This is a genomic window from Phormidium sp. CCY1219 (assembly GCF_055795085.1).
Genome location: NZ_JAYFEQ010000794.1, coordinates 1 through 19,628, shown reverse-complemented (window position 1 = coordinate 19,628; position 19,628 = coordinate 1). Strand labels below are relative to the sequence as shown.

Below are 19,628 nucleotides of genomic sequence, written 5' to 3'. Positions count from 1 at the left end.
TTATTTCATCATCAATGGGGTCTTCCTCATCGATGGGGTCATCTTCCCCGATTATTTCATCATCAATGGGGTCTTCCCGATCGCCTTCTCCATTATCCCCCTCCTGTGTGACGTAATCAATTAACTCTCGACCCAGTTCGGTGGTACGCCAGTCTTTCCCCTCAGCAACCACATCATCCATCAGGGGGGCGGTTCCTTTAGCTCCCCGAATTTGTAAGACGATATCGTTATAGTCTTTGTCGGTTCCGGTATCTACCCGCAAATCTTCGATCGCAAATGTATTCCCCTCTCCAGTCACATCGCTAATTTGTCCCACATGATACGCATCATCTGGGTTGGCTGTGGCAAAGGAAAATAGGGGACGAATGGCACCCTCGGCACTGGGATTGTCTAACACATCCTGCACTTTTCCATTCGGCACTAACATGATGAAAAACTCATCCCCAGGTCGCATGGAGACGGTTTTCACACCCTGATATTCGCCGAAGTTCCAATCGCGTTCGCCTAAGTTACCCGTAAACCGCGCGGCGTCGGTACTGTCGCTAATCACCGTATGACCTAGTTCGGAATTACTGGCAGCGCGAGTAGCCGCTTCTCGGATAAATTCCACGGATTTGGGGTCGAGTTCTTCCATCCCTGCCATACTGACGAAGGCAACTTCTCCTTTCCCATATCCGCCGCCATCATACAGGTAATCCATCTGGACTGTGCCGGTTTGTCCCACTTTGAAAGTGCCGACATCGAATTTCGGTTGCGGATTGCTTAATTCTGCATCGGCTACCAGTTCGCTGTCTTCTGTATCGGTTTCGTTGCTGGCAGCGGTATCGTTATCGGTAGTTTCTTCGCTGTCCTCCGTTCCCTCATTTTCGCTGTTGTCGGAGGTGTTCTCTGTTGTGGCTTCTGGCAGCGCTTCGCTATCCTCACTTTCAGACGCCTTGCTGCTATTCTCTGCGATATCCGAGTCATCAGCAGCGGTTTCATCCCCTTCTGTGCCTACGGTCTCCGGTTCGTCGCTGCTGGTTGCTTCCGGTGTGCCCGTTTCATCGCTTTGGGTCTCTGACTCTGAATCGGCGTCTGAGCTTGGCTCTGTCAGTTCCGCCTGCGGGTTCTCACTCGCTTCGGTATCGTTATTGGAAACAATTTCCGTTTCATCCCCGGCGCTATTCTCACTTTCGGACTCGGGGTCGATCGCAGCAGTGTCTTCTACCTCTTCATCCCCGCTCTCGCCGTTTTCCGGAACATCGGCAACTGCCTCACTCTCGCCGTCGCTATCGCTGGTTTCTATATCGCTTTCTTCCCCTTCCCCATCAATAAAAGGAAGCTCTTCTAACTCTTCCTCGGGAATGATGCTTTCTTCTCCACTTTCGGCTGTGGAATCCGCATTCTCTGTAGTGTCGAATTCTTCTCCGGATAATTCTTCTTCAGACCCGCTCTCATCTGTGAGCAACTCTGATTCAACTTCCTCAAATCCGGCGTCATCTGCGGTTTCGGTATCCTCTACCGGCACGATCGCGCTGGGAGTTCTCATTTCCTCCAGGCGCATGGCTCGTCCCCGATATCGTTTGGCCGTTTTTTCCCGTGGTTTGAAACCCACAGCCGCCGTTAGTTTTGTCCACCCAAAAAACAAATTAAACATGGAGAAATTGCTCCTCAATGATAGATGCCCGATCGGGACAAATGGCAGGACATTCTCACCGTTTCAGCCTGCAAGCTGGCAGTGGCGATCGCCAATCCCATCTTACTGCTGCCGGTCCATTACGGCTCGAAAGGCGATCGCCCAATGGCAACCTCTCCGGCACGGTAGATTGCCCACTCCTGCCATCTGATTTACCCCTCGCTAAATCCTTAGTCAAGTAATTATTTTCTCTGCTTTCAATCAAGATGTCAATAGCCTCATCTAAGTTTTCCTCGGCCTCCCAGTGCGATCGCCCTCTCAACCAGCCCAGCCAAAGGATGAGGCAAAATGTAAAGAAATGTTACATTTTCTGGCACCGCTGATTGCGCTGTCGGTGCGTTACCCCCCGGAGTCAAGTGGGTGGCACGGTTCATTGATGGCCTCCGGGGGGTGACGCACCCTACGGGGGCTTGTCTGCCGATGGGTCACCGGGCGGTGTCAATTGGGTGCAGGATCCATTGATTGATGGGGTACGGGGGGTAATGCACCTGATGTGGGGGTGGTACCAACCCGCGTGACCTTACATGAATAAGAAAATGGAGAAAGGGGGTTTGGCAGCCGAAATGAGGAGGCTTGCAGTACAATTAGAGGAGGGAAAGGGTGAACGAATAGACTATAAAATTAGCCAATTTCTGATAAACGTAAGTAACCGAGTATGCCCATCGATTCCCACTTTGAAGAGTTTCTGAATGCCGAAGCGTACGCGCACCACCTGTCTAAAGCGGAACGGGAGGCGTTTGTCCTGGCACTCAACGGTCTAGATGCGATCGCGATCGCCGCGCAACTCGATATCCGACCGGAAGCGGTTCGTCAGCGCCTCAGTCAAGTCTATCAAAAATTCCAAATCCAAGGTAAAGGACCAGTAAAACTGGCCAAGCTTCAACAACTCGTACAATCGCGCTATCACGACTGTCAAGCGATCGCCCCTGACGCTGACTCCTGCATCAATTTCGCCTGCATCCCGCCCCGCCAAGATTGGGGGGAAGCACCGGATTTGTCGGTATTTTACGGGCGCGCCGCAGAACTGCAGACCCTAACCGAATGGATTCTGGAGGAAAAATGCCGATTAATAGCACTTCTCGGAATGGGAGGAATTGGCAAAACTGCCCTATCGGTAAAGTTGGCCAAACAACTAGAACCGGAATTCGATTTTATCATCTGGCGCAGTTTGCGAAATTCTCCCCCCATAGAAGAATTTCTCGCCGATTTACTCGCGTTTTTCTGCGACCCCAATACAACCGATCGCTCCTCAGACGTAGCGGAAACTATCTCCCAAATTCTCGACTATTTTCGTCGGTTTCGCTGTCTGCTGATTCTCGATGATTTGGAGGCAATTTTGCAACCGGGCGATCGCTATGGTCGCTATCAATCCGGATACGAACCTTATGGCGACTTGCTGCGACGCATCGGCGAAATTCCCCATCACAGTTGCGCGATCGCTCTCGCCCAAGAAAAACCGCGCGAAATCTCTCTACTTGCCAGTCCCAGCCAATCGGTTCGCTTGTTAAAATTAGCAGGATTGGAACGCTCAGAAGCTGAAAAACTACTCCAAGAAAAGCAGCTCACCGGTAGCCAATCCAACTGGCACCAACTCATTCACGATTATCGCGGCAATCCCTTGGCCTTACGCATGGTCGCCACCACCATTCAAGAAGTCTTTAATCGCAATGTAGATGAATACATCGAATGCCAAACCTTGCTGCTTTCTGACCTATTTATTGAAATTCTCGAACAGCAGTTCAATCGCTTGTCACCCATCCAAAAAGAAATTCTCCTCTGTTTGGCCAAAGATAGCCACCCGCTTTCCATTCAAACCCTGCGAGAGGCATTAGGCACCACGATTGGTACCTCGGAGCTTATCGAACATTTAGAAGCCCTCAGCGGGCGATCGCTCATCGAAACCTTCAAACATCAGCACACCCATGAAACTTTATTTACCCTGCAACCCGTCATTAACAAGTATGTGAAAAAATATGCCCGCCTCCCTTAACGCGATCGCGCAATAAATTTCCCCGCTCGTTCTTCAGTTCGGCAATAAGTTGATGGCAATTATCGCCGTAGTGCTTTTTCCGGAAAGCGTCACGGGAAACTGCCTCACGTTCGACCCGAATTAAGACATTCTGGCAAGGATTTTATTTAGCCAATGGGGGGAGGCGGAGCCTCGGGGATGGCGTTCCTAGGCTTAGCCTAGGAACGAGTAAAATTTAAGGTTAAAAATATGTGATTTACTGTATTAATCCTGACTGCAAAAATCGAGAAAATCCCGAAGAAATGGACTGCTGTAAAAGCTGCGGCACTCCACTGCTGGTGCGCGATCGCTATCGACTGCTTCAACCCCTGCGCCCACTGAATACCTATTATTACACGGAGATTTTTGAAGTTAGCGATCGCGACCACAGTCTAAAAGTGATGAAAATCTTAAAATCTCATCGCCCAGAACTGGTTGAGCGCTTTGAACGAGAAGCAATGACCTTGCAAGAACTGAACCATCCGGGAATCCCCACAGTGGAATTCGATGACTATTTTACCTTCACTCCCGCCAATCAGTCTCAACCCCTGCATTGTCTGGTAATGGAAAAAATTGAGGGAAAAAATTTAGACCAGTACATCGCCCATCACGGTCCGCTTTCTTCAAATCTGGCGCTCCAATGGCTGAGGCAATGCATCGAAATTCTCGATATCCTGCATGGTCAACAATTTTTTCATCGCGATATTAAACCCTCTAATATCATGCTCAAACCAGATGGAAAATTAGTGTTGATTGATTTGGGCAGCGTGCGAGCGATTACTTCGACTTATTTGGCCAAAATTAAGGGACAACTGGATGTCACCACGGTGATTTCTGGGGGGTACACGCCCCCGGAACAAATCGAAGGGAAAGCCTTACCGCAATCAGATTTTTTTGCCCTCGGGCGCACTTTTGTCTATTTGCTGACTGGCAAGTCTCCTTCGCAACTGCCCACGGATGCTAAAACCGGGCAGTTGATTTGGCGAAACCAAGCCCCACAAGTTTCCCGCCCGCTGGCAGATTTTATTGATGAATTGATGGAGTTTATTCCTGCTAATCGACCGCAAAATACTAGGGTTATTTTGCGCGATTTGACGCGGAAAGGTCTATTGCTCAAAAGCGTGCAACGGGCGCTCAATTCTCCGCAGTTTAAATATGCGCTGATGGGATTGTTGACGGTGGGCGCGGTCTATCCATTGTCGTTTCCGGTGCAGGCGCAGTATTATTATCAAGTGGCATGGTCGGCGCATCGGGAGGGAGAATTGCAACGGGCGAAACGTTATTATGAAAAGTCGTTGCAGTTTGATGCTAGCGATTCTCGGGTTTATAACAATTTGGGGCGAATTTGCGAGTTGCAAAGTCAGGCGGAGTGTGCGGTGTTGAATTACAATAAGGCGCTAGAACTGGAACCGGAAAATTCGCTGGCGCGTTACAATTTGGCGGGATTTTACGATGGGGCGGGGAATTTGGAGGGGGCGGAAAGGGAATATGAATTGGTGGCGCGATCGCAAAGTCCTCTGGCGGTTAGCGCCCTAAGCAATTGGGCGCGATTGCGAATTTTGAATGCTGACCCGAATAAGGCGATCGCCTTGAGCTTGCAAGGGGTGCAAAAAACTGATACATCTAAGGTTAAGTCAGCTTTACATAAAAACCTCGGGTGGGCTTATTGGATGCAAGCGGATTACGATCGCGCCCAAACTCATTTGCAACAAGCGATCGCCTTGAACGAAAATCGCACCGATGCTTACTGTCTGTTGGCCCAGGTTCTCGAAGTGCAAGGTGAGCGAGAAAACGCCCTGGATCGATGGCAAAATTGTTGGGAAGGCGAATCCAGCAATCCAGATGTGCGACTTTGGCGAACTCTGGCAAGACAACGCTTGCAAGAGGCCGATTTATTATAGTAAAATGTTCCACTATTGCCTTTCCCCCGCAACTCTCTCCCTCACGATTTTCTACAAAACGCCTTGTCTACTGCTGACGGGCAGTTGCTCAGGATTGGCCGATCGCAAGTCCACCAATGACCTTGACAATTTAGCTTCTATGTGATAAAATCCTTTAGGGTGGCCATTGCCTGCCTACAGGTTTGGCGGCGATCGAAATGGCCAGGGGTGGAGGGCGATCGCTCTTTTAGCTCGGTGAAAACGGTGGGTATAATAACCGGGGAGACGCGATAAATCGGGAGACGCGATAAATCGGCGTCTCTACAAGAAACATTCCCCAGCGGGTTAGCCCGGATTTGGTGGGAATCACCCTATTTTGCGATTCAAAACATGACAGTAGTAGGGTGGGCGGTGCCCACCCTACAAGCTATTTTTGTGGTTGAACAGTAGTAGGGTGGGCGGTGCCCACCCTACAAGCTATTTTTGTGGTTGATGGGGGCGGTGGGACTTGAACCCACACGACCTTTTACGGTCAACGGATTTTCATTCTCTCGCCGCTTTCGCTGCTGCCAGTTGGCTTTGAGAATTGGACTCTCCCTTTACCCTCGGCTTGACGTTAGGGTAGCTCCCGTCGAGTCTCTGCACCTTCCGAGATTTCGGCTTGGCTCAGGATTGCCCTATCTGTTACCCAGACTTAGGTTTCCCTGAATTTGAGAGCGGTCACTTAATGGATTTCTCCACTAAGGCTCAGTTTTCTAAGTCCGTAGCGTCTACCATTCCGCCACGCCCCCTTAGAGTTGGTTGGGTCGCGATCGCACTTCCCCGGGATTTCCCTCGGGCGATCGCCGTGCTGTTCCCGAAAGTTGGCCGCCGGATTTCGCCGACTTTAGGTTGGTTTCAGCCCAACGGGTGTTTTTTTCACCCTTCCTAGGATACCACAGATTTACCCTGTGGGAACCCCCTTTTTCGGTACAGCAGAATCATTATGAACCATATTTTTGCCAAAGTCAACCCACCCAGGAAATTTTTCTGGGGGTTGGTTTCCGCTTGGGGTGTCATCGGCCATCGAATCTTGTGGTTTCGGAATTTTTCACCCTTCTGGGGTTGACAACTCTGCTAAACTCTGGTAAATAAACTAGCCTAGCATCTAAATTGCAAATCTTGACTTTCAGAGGAAGCGTCAATCTAGCCCTATGGTTTAAAGTAGAAAGTAAGCACCTCAGCTACTTAGGAGCCACATGGTTTATCAACCTGATTTTTTCAATTCCAACGATGACAATAATGTAGATGCCAACTCTCTGCTGGACTACCTACAGCACCAGCCCCCGGAGGTGTTGGCGCGGGTTGCTAAATCCGTCAGCCCGGAAATTAAAGAAATCATTTCTCAAAACGTCCAAGGACTGGTGGGAGTGTTACCGTCTGAGAATTTTGAAGTGCAAGTGACCACCAACCGGGAAAATTTAGCGGGTCTGTTGGCATCGGCGATGATGACGGGCTATTTCCTGCACAAGATGGAACAACGGATGCATCTGGACGAACACTTATCTCAGGCCGGTTCGTTGAATCGCGATGCAGGTGGCGCTGATGCCGACTCAGACGGCTGGTAAACGACTCCCTCAGCGCTGGGGGTCAAAGCGTCCATTGGGCGATCGCCTGCTTCACCGCCGTCTAATTCATCATCCCCTGGCTTGGAAATGCACCAGGGCGGATGCCAATGCTTTGGATCTGACCCTGGCGGTTAATTTGCACTTGCAGCAGTTCTCCCACTTCACTCGCTTCTACCACATCCTGCACGTCGGCGGCGCTGGAAATTTCGATGCCATTAATTTGCTCGATCGCATCCCCAGGACGCAAACCCGCTTTTTCCGCTGGGGTGTTCTCCAATACCCCCACGATCGCTACCCTCGCCGCGTCGGGCAGGGTTAGGTTGTTCTGTTCCAGTTGCGATCGCACCTCTGGCGTCACGTCCACCATTTGAATCCCTAAAAAGGGATGGGACGCTCGACCGTCGGTCAATAACTGATTGGCAATCCGTTGCGCCGTCTCGATGGGAATGGCAAAACCCAACCCTTGGGCGTCAGCGCGAATGGCGGTGGTCATCCCAATCACCTGCCCTCGGTCATCAATCAGCGGCCCGCCAGAATTGCCGGGGTTAATCGCCGCATCGGTTTGGATGAAGCGCACTCGCTTATCCGGAATCCCCACTTGCGAACTCGATCGCCCGGTGGCGCTGATAATCCCCACCGTCACCGTATTATCCAACCCTAACGGATTCCCGATCGCGATCGCCCACTGTCCCGGAACCAAATCTGCCGCTTTCCCTAACTTCACATCCGGCAGTTTCTCCGCCTCGATTTTCACCACCGCCACATCGGTCAGCGGATCGCTTCCCACCACCTTTCCCTCAAATTCCCGCCCATCCTTGAGCTTCACTCGCACCACTTCGCTTTTCCCCACCACATGAGCGTTGGTGAGGATTCCACCGTCGTCGTGAATAATAAACCCCGACCCACTCCCGCGCGGTATCGGAGTTCTGCCCGGGGGCATTTCTTCCCCAAACAATTTCGGCAAAAATGGGGGCGTTAAGCCGTTGTCTGGTTCCTCTATCTGAGTTGGTATCGCCTCAATTTTTACCACCGCCGGACCGACTTGTGCTGCCGCTACGGCGATAAAATTGCGGCTCATCGGTGGGCGATTGAGAACCGCTACGGTGGCGGATGGCTCAATGTCGCGCGTCTCATCGGCATTCTCTGCCCCGGGTTGTAGCACCACGGGTACCGCCGCACCCCCCTTCCACTGCCGATTGTCCGCTTCTATGTAGCGACTGCCCGCGATTCCTACACCGCCGCCGAGGGCGAGCAACATCGCCCCGAGACTCAGCCGATTGAATACTCTACTCATCATAGGTGTTTGCCCGTTAAAAACAGACCGGTGCGTCCAATGGCAGACCGGGGAAGGAAAGGATCGGCGATCGCTCCTCAATGCCGCTCGGAAAGTCGCAGGGGCGGATGGAGGCGGTGAACGGATGGGTTCCTCTCGCTACCCTCTTCAACTCCCTGGGCGAATTTTTCGCGATCGCTTAATTTTTAGTCTAGCCCAATCCCACGGTTTAACATCGCCATTCCCCCGGTTCCAAACCGAAAGATTTTGTTAAGTCAGCGCTCCCTGGGGGGAAAATCCGGGAAAATTAACTCGTTAGCGCCGTTGTCCGCTTCCCTGGATTTTCCGGCTAGCCGATCGCTGATTTGAGCGCCTCGGCAAATTCGGCGATCGCGGCTAATCCTGACTCTGGCGTCCCATCTGCCAACCGTTTCACAAACGCACTGCCCACAATCACCCCATCTGCCCCCCACGCTTTCACCTGACGCGCCATCTCGGGGGAGGAAATCCCAAATCCTACCCCAATCGGTTTGTCGGTCATTTGGTGCATTTGTTCGAGTAGTTCCTCCACCCGCGATTGCAACCCGGACCGCATCCCCGTTACCCCGGTGACGCTGACTAAATAAATAAATCCACGCGACTGACGGGCGATCGCCTCTCGCCGTTCTACCGGACTGGTGGGGGCTACTAATAAAATTACCTCTATCCCCTGCTTATCGGCAACCTCTAGCACCTTTTCCGATTCTTCCAGGGGCAAATCCGGTACCACTAACCCCCGCACCCCCGCTTTCGCTGCTGCGGTGAAAAAGGCTGACAATCCTCGCTTGAGAATCGGATTGTAATAGGTGAATAAAATAATCGGCGCTTTTATCTGGGGGCTAACCTCCCTGACCATCTCTAATACCTGTTCCAAGCGGGTTCCCCGTTGTAACGCACGAGTCGCCGCCGCTTGAATCACCGGTCCGTCGGCGAGGGGGTCGGAATAGGGTACCCCAAGTTCGATTAAATCTGCACCCCGATCGTCTAATACGCGCAACGCTTTGGCGGTGGTCTCTAAATCTGGATCGCCGGCGGTGATAAACGGAATAAAAGCACACTGCTGGCGATCGCGCAGGGACTTAAAGCACTGGGAAACCGATGTCATGGCTTAATTTACCTAGGCTATTTGATTCACTCCCTCTCGCGAATGTCTTGCAGTTTCGCGCCCGTACGCGCTCTACCCACAATCATCCCCGAGAGATTCTCTATTGTTTCATTTTCCCGTTTCTTTGGCGCGCTTTTCTGCTTCGATTTCTGCTTGCAATTTCTCCAGTTCTTCCGGACTCAGTTCTTCTAAGCGCTTCTCTAATACCGCATTTTCGTAATCCCGCACCTGCTGGTGATAGGTCATCTTTCCGCTCACCGCTCGGAATAAATAGGTGAGCAACCAACCCACTACACCCCCCACCAACAGCACTTGGCTCCAAATCCCCGCCGTTATGCTATCGAGTCCGGCAACTTGCAATCCCAAATATAATGCACCACCCGCAATAAAAATTCCCAACCCAATTCCAATCGCATCAATTCTTCTCATCATCGCCCCCATTATTCCACTATTCACCACAACTTTTAAAAGGGGAAAGTTGAAACTCAGAATGTCAAACCCAGACTCCCGAAAAAGAAACGATTTTCCTCATAAAGCTACGACTCCTTCCCAGAATTAAACCTGCAAACGAGTAACAAACAGGGAAATCCAATCCCTCGCCACAAACCGTTCCCCGCTCCGTGCCAGTAACGATTTTAACCGAGTCATTTCCCCATCGCTCCTTTTCCTTCATTCTTGATTTTTCATTCTTAATGCTTCATCCTTTCCCCTTTTAGGTGGGATTTGCTCTAGGCTTCAATTTCCCGTCGCTTGGGTCGAAAATTCAAAAATGGAGCCAGGGCAAACATACCGGGGAAGAAGAAAAACACCAAAAAGTACATGAAAGCGCGCTCGAAAGAACTCGCCACATACCAGCGGTTTTTTAGGTAAAAATAAAGGGCTAACGGAACCACGAGCAGGTAAGTTCCCGCTAAAATGACATACAATAGCAGAACGATTGTGGTTTGGTCTAGCATCGGCTTTTTACAAATTCAAACGGTTTTTTTCACGGGATAGAACGCGATCGCCCTTCTCTGGCCACCGGTTCCCCCAGGGCAACCTGCGGCCACCAGTTCAAAACAGCGATCGCTTCGTCTTTTTATTGTAACCCTGCCGTGCCCTCCAAACTATTTGCAACCAGAGAAATTAGCCCGCGTAGTCAGAGCTTCGGTCCGAATTTAGCCCCACCCTTCTCAGGTGCGGGGCTATTTGGGGTTATTTGGGGTTATTTGGAGGCAGAGCCTCAAATAGCCCATTCCCCGCACATGCTCGGAATGAGAAGAAACGAGAAGACCGAGAGTATTTCTAATTTTTAATTTGCAATTCGCCAATTTTTGCCAAAAAAAAGGCACCCGGAGAGTGCCTGCAATAGTTGCCAAGTTATAGCAAAATATTTTTGTAATCCTTGCCAGCCCAGCACTATTGCCGCGCGATTGCGAGAAAGTGCAAGGAATAACCCCCAACAAGCGCGATCGCGATTAGTAACCCGGTTCTTCTTCGTATTCGGGAGTTTTGGTTTTTTCGGGGATGTTAACGCGCGGGGGAGTATAGGGAGTTTCCGCTTCTTCCTCTGCCCATGCATCGGCTTCTACATTATTCTCGTATTCGTAGTCCTCCACATATTCTGGCTCCTCGTAAACCTCCGCGTAGTCTTCCACATAATCGGTGTCATAGACATCGCGAGCGGTGGTTTCGCTCCAGTTATCTTCTTCCATGTCGTCTTCGTAATACATGGGTTCTCGAGCCGGCTGACGTAGGGGTTCGGGTTGCTGTTGCTCCCAAACTTCATCCTCATCCCAGACTTCTTCCGCCACACGGGCGGGAGAGCGCAAAGGTTCGCTAGCGGGAGTCGAGATGCCGGTGGGAAGCTGATTTTCCGGTTTAGCCGTCGGCATGATTAAAGACTCTTCCTCATCGCGCACCCAAGGCGGTTCGCCGATGCCGAGACGCTCTAAAAAGCCCACACTAAGCTGGGAGAGACGTTCTTCTGCGCCTTCAAACACGATCAATCGATTCGGACCGCTGCTGACGATTTCCTCCACGGGCAATTCGTAAGTGCTCAGCACTTGTTCGGGAATTTGGGGCAATCCCAAGGAGGCAATCACCAGGGAAACCACTTCCCCGGTTTCTACGTTAAACTTAAACCCGCGCGCCTTGCCCAACAGCTCGCCGGTTTCGGTAATCACTTCACTGTTGATCAACCTGCTGTAGGCATCAACGTCAATATCTTCTATAACGTCTTCATCTTCAACCAAGATCACGTCACCAATTTGCTGAATGCTGCTGAGCAGCATAAACCTGGGCATTCCCGCCACAGAGAGAAGGTTATCGCGCAGACCGAGAGCCACGACTTGTCGGCGATCGATGTCTACCAATAGCTCTTTGACCACTCCCAGGCGCTTGCCGGTGGTGCGGGTGATGACTTGGGTATTTAATAAATCGGAGCGGAGACGGATTTGTTCAGATGTCATTCTAAGTTGAATCCCGATAGCGAATTCTCTTTAATATTACTTGAAAATAAAATCACAACACGTTACTCTTCTCGTCGAGTTGGAGTCCGATAACTTGCGTATAGGCTCCTCGGGCTTGCGTCACGCCAATAACGCGCGAGGCTAGTTTTAGCATCGGCGTTTTGTGACTGACTACAATAAACTGAGCAACATTTGCCTGCTGTTTAATTATTTTAGCTAATCGTTCCACATTTGCCCCGTCGAGGAACATATCCACCTCGTCAAATGCGTAAAACGGCGAGGGGCGATAGCGCTGCAGGGCAAAGATAAAACTGAGGGCAGTGAGGGATTTTTCCCCACCGGACATAGAGGCCAAACGCTTGACGGGCTTACCTTTCGGGTGAGCGACCAAATTCAGGCCGCTGCTAAAGGGGTCAGACTCGTCATCGAGTTGCAGGAAGCCATCTCCTTCGGAGAGTTCCTCGAAAATGGTTTTAAAGTTTTCATTGACTGCATCGAATGCTTCTTGGAAAGCGCGCAGTCGCAAGGTGGTGAAGTTTTCGATCCGCAGGAGGATTTCGGTGCGCTCTCCTTCCAGGGTGGAGAGTTTTTGGCTGAGTTCCTGCAGGCGGGTTTGGGTGCTGTCGTATTCTTCCAGGGCGAGCATGTTCACCGGTTCGATTGCGGTAATGCGTTTTTGCAGCGATCGCACCTCTTTTTGCAGTTCTTGCACCTCGCTCGCCAACCGATTCTCCATGTTGTCCGGCACCTTGGGCGGCGGATCGGGCAATTCGGCGGCTTTCTGTTGCAGTTCTTCATTCAGGGCTGCCAATTGCTCGCGCCGCCCCTGTTGGGTTTCTTGCAGCTTTTGCAGTTGCCATTCGAGCTGCTGTCGGCCCAGATGCAGGTCGCGCAATTTAGCTTCTGCCCGATCGCGCATTTCTTTTTCGGTTCCCAGTTTGGCTTCGATTTCTTCTAACCCCTGACGGGTTTGGGCGAGGCGATCGCCGATTTGCTTGAGCTGAGCCTCCACCTGAGCGATGCTCTCCTTGGATTGGTTTTCGTGCTGGCTCAACCCTTCGGCGCGCTGTTTCGCCTCGTGGATTTTCTCCTCGATGCGCTGATGCTGATTGCCTAAATCTTGCAAGCGCAACTGTGCCGCACTGAGGGACTGTTCCCACTCTTGCGACTGGGTTTCGAGGTCGCGCACCTGGGCCTGGATTTCCTGCCATTCGCGATTTTGCCCGGATTCTTCCATTGCGGCTAAAGCGTGGCGCAACTGCTGCAACTGGGTCTCTTGGGCGGGCACTTCGGCGGCTAATTGCTGTAATTGGGCTTCGGCTTTGACCAATTCTTGGCGATTTTTGACCAATTGCTGCTGCAACTGCTCGCCGGTGGTTTGCAGGGTGCCAATTTCTTTGTGGAGTTGCTCGGAAAATAGCTGTAGCTCTCGCTGCTGCTGCTTGGCTTCCATTAATTCGCCCGATCGCCGTTTGACTTCGGCGGTGGCGTTGGCGATCGCAAAGCTGCACGATTCTAACACGGCTTCGATTTGTTCGAGCCGCTCTTGCAAGGCGGTGGTTTCTTCCGAGTCGCTGCTGCTACCGGTGCCGAAGTGCAAGGTAGACCGATGGGAATAACTCCCGCCGCTCATAGCTCCACTAGTTTCGAGCAGTTCTCCGTCTAAGGTGACGATGCGCGCTTTGCCTAAAAAAGAGCGCGCTAAATCTAAGGTTTCGAAGACGACGGTGCTGCCGAAAACATAGGCAAACACCTGCAGGTAGGGGCGATCGCATTCGATCAGGTTTACCGCATAATCGATAAATCCCGGGGCATTTCGCAGGGCATCCATCGGGGAAAATCGCGGCGGTCTGATTTTGTTTAAGGGTAAAAACGTGGCTCGACCGGCGCGTTTTTGTTTCAGCAGTTCGATCGCGGCGGCGGCTACTTTGTCATCTTCTACCACCACAAATCCCAACCGCCCGCCGGCGGCGGTTTCCAGGGCGCGCTGATAGTGCGGGTCTACTCGTCCCAATTGCGCCACTACGCCGCACACCCCCGGAATGCCGGTTTGCAGGATAATTTTGCTGGCTCCCGTACCGCTGGCTTCTTGCATGGCTTGGGTTTGGGCTTCGAGTTTATCTAAGCGCCGCTGTTTGGAGCGTTGTTCTTCCAGGAGCCTTTTTTGCGTCTCTTGCTGCACTTGCAGTTCTTCTTCGGCGGCGGCTAATTTTTCCGCGAGGGATTGAACCATTGCGATCGCCGCCTTGTGCCGCCGATCGAGTTCGCTCAGGGCTAGCTTTTTCTGGCTCAGTTCTTGCTGGCTTTGCGCGTGGGTTTGTTCTTGCTCGGCAATTTTTTCGAGCAACTGTCCCCGTCGCTCGCTCAAGCGGGCTTGTTCCGTGCGCTGGGGGTCGAGGGTTTTTTGCAAGGTTTCGATTTGCCGGTGCAGGGTGGTTTGCTGCTGCACCCATTCTTCCGAGGCGGCGGCGATCGCGCTGGCTTGTTCGCGCTTCGCCTGCAGCAGTTTCTGGGTCTCGTCCCGATTCTGCTGTACGGCGGCGATCGCTTTTTTCTCTAATTCCCGCTCTTCTTCCCGCTTTTGTAAATTTTCTTGAAGCTCCTTGACTTCTTGCTGATTTTGTGCTAATGCACTTCGCGTTTGTTCGCGGGCGCTTTCCAGTTCTTGCTGTCGTTGCTGCAGTTGTCGCTCTTGAGCTTCTTGGGTCGCGAGGGAAGATTGCAGGGCTATGAGTTCTTCTTCGCCGAGAGCTTTGACCTTGGCGTTGAGTTCTTCTAAATGACTACTAGCTTTTTGGATGTCGCCGCTGATGGTGGTAATCTGGTTTCGCAATTCACTGATGAAGCGATCGCCCGCTTCGATTTGCTCGCGCAGTTTCCAGCTTTGTTGCTTCAGCAAGCGATAATTCAACACCGCCACCAACTGCTCTTTCTCGTGCAACTCGCCGCGCAGCTTTTGATATTGCTCCGCTTTCGCCCGGTCTTTCGCCAAGCGCTCTAACTGCACTGTCAGCTCTTTTTCCACAATCCGACAGCGGTCTTCACGCTCTTTGACTTCATCTAATTTAGTCTTAGCTTGGGCGATTTTGCGGTCAAATGCCGCCACGCCTGCCAATTCGTCGATAATCTCCCGCCGTTCTCTACCATTCATAGAGATAATCGCCGTCACGTCCCCTTGCAGCACCACGTTGTAGCCTTCTGGATAAATCCGCAGGCGGTTCATCTGCTCGTGTAACTGCGTCAGGGTGCAGGGTTCCCCATCCATATAGTAGGTCGAGGTGTAGGTTCCCCCCTTCGTCACCCGCAGTCGCCGGGTAATGCTCCATTCATTTTTCGATTCACTCTCCGATTCCGGCGTTTCCGGCCCTTGCGCCACGGCGGATTCCCCCGCCTCTGGCGCAACTGTGCCATTTCCCTCCTGCGGTTCGGGATTTTCCTGCTCTCGAATCTCTTCCTCTTCCCCCGGCGCGCTGGCGTCTTCCGCCTCTGCGCCACTGTCTGGGGATTCGGGCGCAGTTTCCTCCACTACCGGGGTTTCCGGTGTCACTTCCGCCAGCAGTTGCGCCGCCTGCGCGCCACTGTCTGGGGATTCGGGCGCAGTTTCCTCCACTACCGGGGTTTCCGGGGTCACTTCCGCCAGCAGTTGCGCCGCCTGCGCGCCGCTGTCTGGGGATTCTGGCGCAGTTTCCTCTACTATCGGGGTTTCCGGTGCCACTTCCGCCACGGAAACGGTGTCCATCACGTTGGGTACCACTTCTTCTTCAAAGGGGGAATTTTCGCCGAGGTCAAAGGTGACGGTAACGCTGGCTTCTACCGTACCGCGACTGCGGGCTTGATTGTGGTTGACTAAATCGGGCAACCGTTCCGCCCGCATTCCTTTTGAGGTGGAAATGCCCAAGCAAAACAACAGAGCGTCTAGAATATTGGACTTTCCAGAACCATTGGGGCCAGAAACCACGGTAAACCCGGGCAGCACCGGAATGACCGTGGTGCCACCAAAGGATTTGAAGTTCGTCAGCTCTAGGCGCTTGATATGAAGCATCGCAGTCGAGGGTTGGCGGGTAGTCGCGGGTGTTGACTTACTAATCTAGTTTAGCGATTCTTCACAGAGTAGCACGGCGATCGCTCAGATGAAAGGGGGTGCTACCTTACGCCCCCACTTGGAGCCTCCCAACACTGCCCCCACCATCACCCACCACCCACCGTAAAATACATGACCCCCACCGATGCAATTTCACCCCAGTCCAATCCGGGGCTCACGCACCAACCCCCTGTCAAACGGCTACCCTGGTTGGCAATATCGCAAGAATAGCTAAAAACATCCGATGTGCGGTAATGTATCGATTGCAATGGTCTGATTTCGATTCTTATTCGCATACCGTTAATTCTGTGGCCATCCATCCCGCTAATGCCACTCTCATCAGTAGCAGTGCTGGCAAAGCCATTGAGGTGTGACATGCGAACAATGGCAACGGCACGATTAAAATTTGGCGTCCCTCTTCCCCAGCCGGAACTAACGCTACATAAGTGAGAAAAGCACGACCGTTTCCCTACACGACGAGAGTAATATATTTCCGGTTGAGCTGTGAAACAATTCGAGATTTCGCGGACTTTCAATCGAGAGCTGTTTAGAAAACTACCGCCTGTAGAGAGGTGGCATGCCATGTTCTCTACATTTCATCATGCATGCCGGAACAAGGGTACAATAGAAAATTTGCTTGTCAAAAAACTGTGTTAAATTAGCCGGCGTAGGCAAAGTAAGTTTGTTCACCTCACTCTCTCAGAGTGCGCGCTTTTTCGTTACTTTGCCACAGCGGTATTTCAATCGCCCATCGCTCCCCCGAACGAGACTGAGAATATCTACCTATAGACTTAGGGCGCGAATGCTGTAACAATGCTAGATTATTACTTCCCCCTTTAGTTTTTTTTCACAAACCTCTTAACCCATGAGTCTCCGTCAACTGGAAGTGTTTTTACCGCAAGAAAACGCCCATGAAATCGAAAAAGTTCTGGAAGACCAATCCATTCGCGGTATTTGGCAAGTTCACCTTTGGGCCGATCGCAGTATTGTGAAAATTCTCATGTCTTCTCAAGAAGCAGAAGCGGCGATCGACAGAATACAACGGCGCTTTTCCGATTTAGAGGGTTTTAAAATTGTAGTCATGGCGGTGGAAGCGATAATTCCGCGCCCGGAATTGCCGGCGGAAACGCCACCGGATCTGACGGAAATTAAGCCAGATGTGGAATTAGACCCGCAGCGATCGCGCATTAACCGTCACGAACTTTATGAAGATGTCAATCGCGCCGTAGGTCTCACCGCCAATCATCTGTTAATGGTGCTTCTCTCTACCATCATCGCCGCGATCGGTCTGTTACGCAATGAGGAAACCATCATTATCGGCGCAATGGTTATCGCCCCTTTACTCGGCCCAAATATGGCTTTATCTCTCGCCACCACTCTCGCCGATATGTCTCTAGCCAAAAAAGCATTAAAAGTCGGCAGTATTGGCATCTCTCTCGCTCTCGGATTTTCAATTTGTGTCGGATTTTTTATCCCCGTCAGCTTACAAATTCCGCAAATAGCCTCTCGAACCAGCGTACACGTTTCTGATGTTATCCTGGCGTTAGCATCGGGTATCGCCGGGGCATTTTCCTTTACCTCGGGAATCACCAATGCCATTGTGGGAGTCATGGTTTCCGTGGCATTACTACCTCCCGTAGTCACTTTTGGAATGTTGCTCGGTTCCGGACAATGGGAAGCAGCAGTGGGTTCCCTTTTGCTCGTGTTAACTAACTTAATTTGCCTCAATTTAGCCGGAGTCCTCACCTTTTCCGTGCAAAATATTCGCCCGAGCAACTGGTGGGAAGTTCCGAAAGCGCAAAAAACCACAAATGCTGCATATTTTATCTGGTTTGGGTTGCTTTCTGCTTTGGTTGTGAGTATTTTGTGGTGGAAAAATTTTCACATGGCTTAATCGAATTTTATACAAAAATTGTTCTCGTTGGTCTCGTTATCAGGCGTCAGCCTGGGAACGAGTCAATGAGTCACAAAGCGTCACACATTAGTCCGCGTAGGCGGACGCAAGCTTGCCACGGCGGTATTTCAATCGCCCGCTTCGATTTTATACTTACCCTTCCCAATAATTCACCTGGGAATCATGGGGAAAAAACCGACTCAACGTTCGCGTTTCCTTTGCGCCTCCCGGGGCGGAACCGGCAAACACCCCGATTTTGCCACTATCTGGATATTCCATAACATCCGGTTCTAGCATGGTGGAAAAACAGAGATATCCCAGCATGGTTTCCCCGGTATTGATAAGCTGATGAGCGCGATCGCAAATCGAAATTATCACAACTACAGACAGTCTCGGGCGTCTCCATCCTCTAGATTAAAGCAAAGTAAAAATAGCCCCAATCAAACTGATGGAGACGCCGGAAAAAACGCCTCTCGGCGAGGCGTTTTTTTCTTTGCAAGCATACCCCGAATTAGTTTCTTTCGCGAAATTTTGGCCAAATGCGATCGCAAAAAAACAGGGTTCCGGAAGCAACGCATAACGGAACTGCGAGTAAATTGAGCAGGGGAATGCTGATGAGTATCAAACAGATGACGGCGAAACTGGCGCTGGCGGGAAGGGCGCGCAAAACAATTGCCAATTTGCGGCGAAAGCGCAGGCGGCGACGTTCTAAAGGTGCATCGAGAAAGTCGAGACAGACAATAATAGCGGCGATCGCCACTCCGCCAATGGTAGCGGCGACGGTTCCCACTCCGGGAATCCCATACAAGGGAACCAGAAAAGCCCCCAATATTGCGGCGAGGACGATTTTTTTCACTTCAAACATCAGCGATCGCCAAATATCGCGCGCGATACTAAAAGGAGTAAGCGGTTCTGCGGCGGGAAGTTTCCCCACTCGCTGCAGTTCTAACTGTTCCGAGAGTTGCCCGTACCAGGGCGCACCCAAAATTGCCCCGAATTGCACGATTAAAAATCCCGTCGCAATCAGCAGCAACCCCACCAGCAGCACTCGCAGGATAATTCCCAGAAAGTTATCGAGAATCGCGATAAAACTGAGCCATGTGGGTAAGCTGGCGATGAAGGAGTCGAGTTGAACCGACAGGGAAGCGATCGCCCCGTCGATCCAGTTCAACCCCGGAAACAGCAATCCCGCATAAAGAGCAATCCCCACCCCCACATTCAGCCAAATTGGCACCCAAACGAAATTGAGCAGATGCGGGTTCTGGATCCAAACCAGCAGCGATCGAAACGGATAGGTTGCACCAGCAATTAGTCCAAATCCTCCGAGGACCTGCATCAATATCGAGTTTGCTTTTCCAGTTTGCTTTCGTGCCATTACATCACGCTTGCGAGCAGCACTTCGGGACAACCACCGACTTGATTCTATCGGGGGATGGTGTCTGATGCGAGAATACCCACTCCCCCATAAAAAAAACGCCCACTTGGAAAGCGGGCGTTGCCATCAGGGTGCATCTACTGGAACTACTCTAGCACAGTAAGGGGTAATACCCCACACTTGCTTAACATTTTTTTACATTGCGGCGAAATTCAACTGCTGCATCTGGCTGTGGGCAATA

General features: G+C 51.6%; 14 protein-coding genes. 5 read left to right on the top strand and 9 right to left on the bottom strand.

The features are described from left to right. Positions 1 to 1,636, bottom strand: a 1,636-nt coding sequence (locus tag AC0QH1_RS24520; RefSeq protein ID WP_324634024.1) for a DUF4114 domain-containing protein, incomplete at its 3' end; no start/stop codon positions are given. Between the two features lie 17 nt (positions 1,637 to 1,653). Here AC0QH1_RS24520 and AC0QH1_RS24515 point away from each other — a divergent pair. The 4 genes from AC0QH1_RS24515 (at position 1,654) to AC0QH1_RS24500 (ending at position 7,170) form a co-directional block, all read left to right on the top strand. Continuing rightward, complete coding sequence (locus tag AC0QH1_RS24515) at positions 1,654 to 1,857, top strand: hypothetical protein (protein WP_324634023.1); 204 nt, start codon at positions 1,654 to 1,656, stop codon at positions 1,855 to 1,857. A 473-nt stretch (positions 1,858 to 2,330) separates the two neighbouring features. Next, positions 2,331 to 3,665, top strand: a complete 1,335-nt coding sequence (locus AC0QH1_RS24510; RefSeq protein ID WP_324634022.1) for an NB-ARC domain-containing protein — start codon at positions 2,331 to 2,333, stop codon at positions 3,663 to 3,665. 230 nt (positions 3,666 to 3,895) lie between these two features. Continuing rightward, positions 3,896 to 5,584, top strand: a complete 1,689-nt coding sequence (locus AC0QH1_RS24505; protein ID WP_324634021.1) for a serine/threonine-protein kinase — start codon at positions 3,896 to 3,898, stop codon at positions 5,582 to 5,584. Between the two features lie 1,217 nt (positions 5,585 to 6,801). After that, positions 6,802 to 7,170: a DUF760 domain-containing protein gene (locus tag AC0QH1_RS24500; protein WP_324634020.1), complete on the top strand. Its 369-nt coding sequence runs from the start codon at positions 6,802 to 6,804 to the stop codon at positions 7,168 to 7,170. Between the two features lie 61 nt (positions 7,171 to 7,231). Here the strand turns inward: AC0QH1_RS24500 and AC0QH1_RS24495 are convergent, their stop codons facing one another. From AC0QH1_RS24495 to smc, 6 genes are all read right to left on the bottom strand, one after another. Continuing rightward, on the bottom strand, positions 7,232 to 8,467 hold the full coding sequence (locus AC0QH1_RS24495) for an HhoA/HhoB/HtrA family serine endopeptidase (RefSeq protein WP_442957364.1): 1,236 nt from the start codon (positions 8,465 to 8,467) through the stop codon (positions 7,232 to 7,234). A 325-nt stretch (positions 8,468 to 8,792) separates the two neighbouring features. Next, complete coding sequence (gene trpA, locus AC0QH1_RS24490; protein WP_324634019.1) at positions 8,793 to 9,587, bottom strand: tryptophan synthase subunit alpha; 795 nt, start codon at positions 9,585 to 9,587, stop codon at positions 8,793 to 8,795. A 108-nt stretch (positions 9,588 to 9,695) separates the two neighbouring features. Further along, entirely contained in the window at positions 9,696 to 10,016 is a 321-nt protein-coding gene (locus tag AC0QH1_RS24485; protein WP_324634025.1) for a DUF3007 family protein, read from the bottom strand. 299 nt (positions 10,017 to 10,315) lie between these two features. Next, on the bottom strand, positions 10,316 to 10,543 hold the full coding sequence (ndhL, locus tag AC0QH1_RS24480) for an NAD(P)H-quinone oxidoreductase subunit L (protein ID WP_324634018.1): 228 nt from the start codon (positions 10,541 to 10,543) through the stop codon (positions 10,316 to 10,318). 501 nt (positions 10,544 to 11,044) lie between these two features. Continuing rightward, positions 11,045 to 12,037, bottom strand: coding sequence for a PRC-barrel domain-containing protein (locus AC0QH1_RS24475; protein WP_324634017.1), 993 nt, complete (start codon positions 12,035 to 12,037; stop codon positions 11,045 to 11,047). Positions 12,038 to 12,089: 52 nt separating this feature from the next. Next, complete coding sequence (gene smc / locus AC0QH1_RS24470) at positions 12,090 to 16,079, bottom strand: chromosome segregation protein SMC (RefSeq protein WP_324634016.1); 3,990 nt, start codon at positions 16,077 to 16,079, stop codon at positions 12,090 to 12,092. A gap of 904 nt (positions 16,080 to 16,983) precedes the next feature. On the opposite strand from smc, the gene AC0QH1_RS24465 reads away from it, so the two are divergent. Further along, positions 16,984 to 18,012 carry a TIGR00341 family protein gene (locus AC0QH1_RS24465; protein ID WP_324634015.1) on the top strand — a complete coding sequence of 343 codons (1,029 nt, stop codon included), beginning with the start codon at positions 16,984 to 16,986 and terminating at the stop codon, positions 18,010 to 18,012. Positions 18,013 to 18,165: 153 nt separating this feature from the next. Here the strand turns inward: AC0QH1_RS24465 and AC0QH1_RS24460 are convergent, their stop codons facing one another. After that, entirely contained in the window at positions 18,166 to 18,390 is a 225-nt protein-coding gene (locus AC0QH1_RS24460; protein WP_324634014.1) for a cupin domain-containing protein, read from the bottom strand. A gap of 133 nt (positions 18,391 to 18,523) precedes the next feature. Further along, a complete protein-coding gene (locus AC0QH1_RS24455; RefSeq protein ID WP_324634012.1) occupies positions 18,524 to 19,387 on the bottom strand; it encodes an EI24 domain-containing protein in 864 nt (287 codons plus the stop codon). Positions 19,388 to 19,628 lie beyond the last annotated feature (241 nt).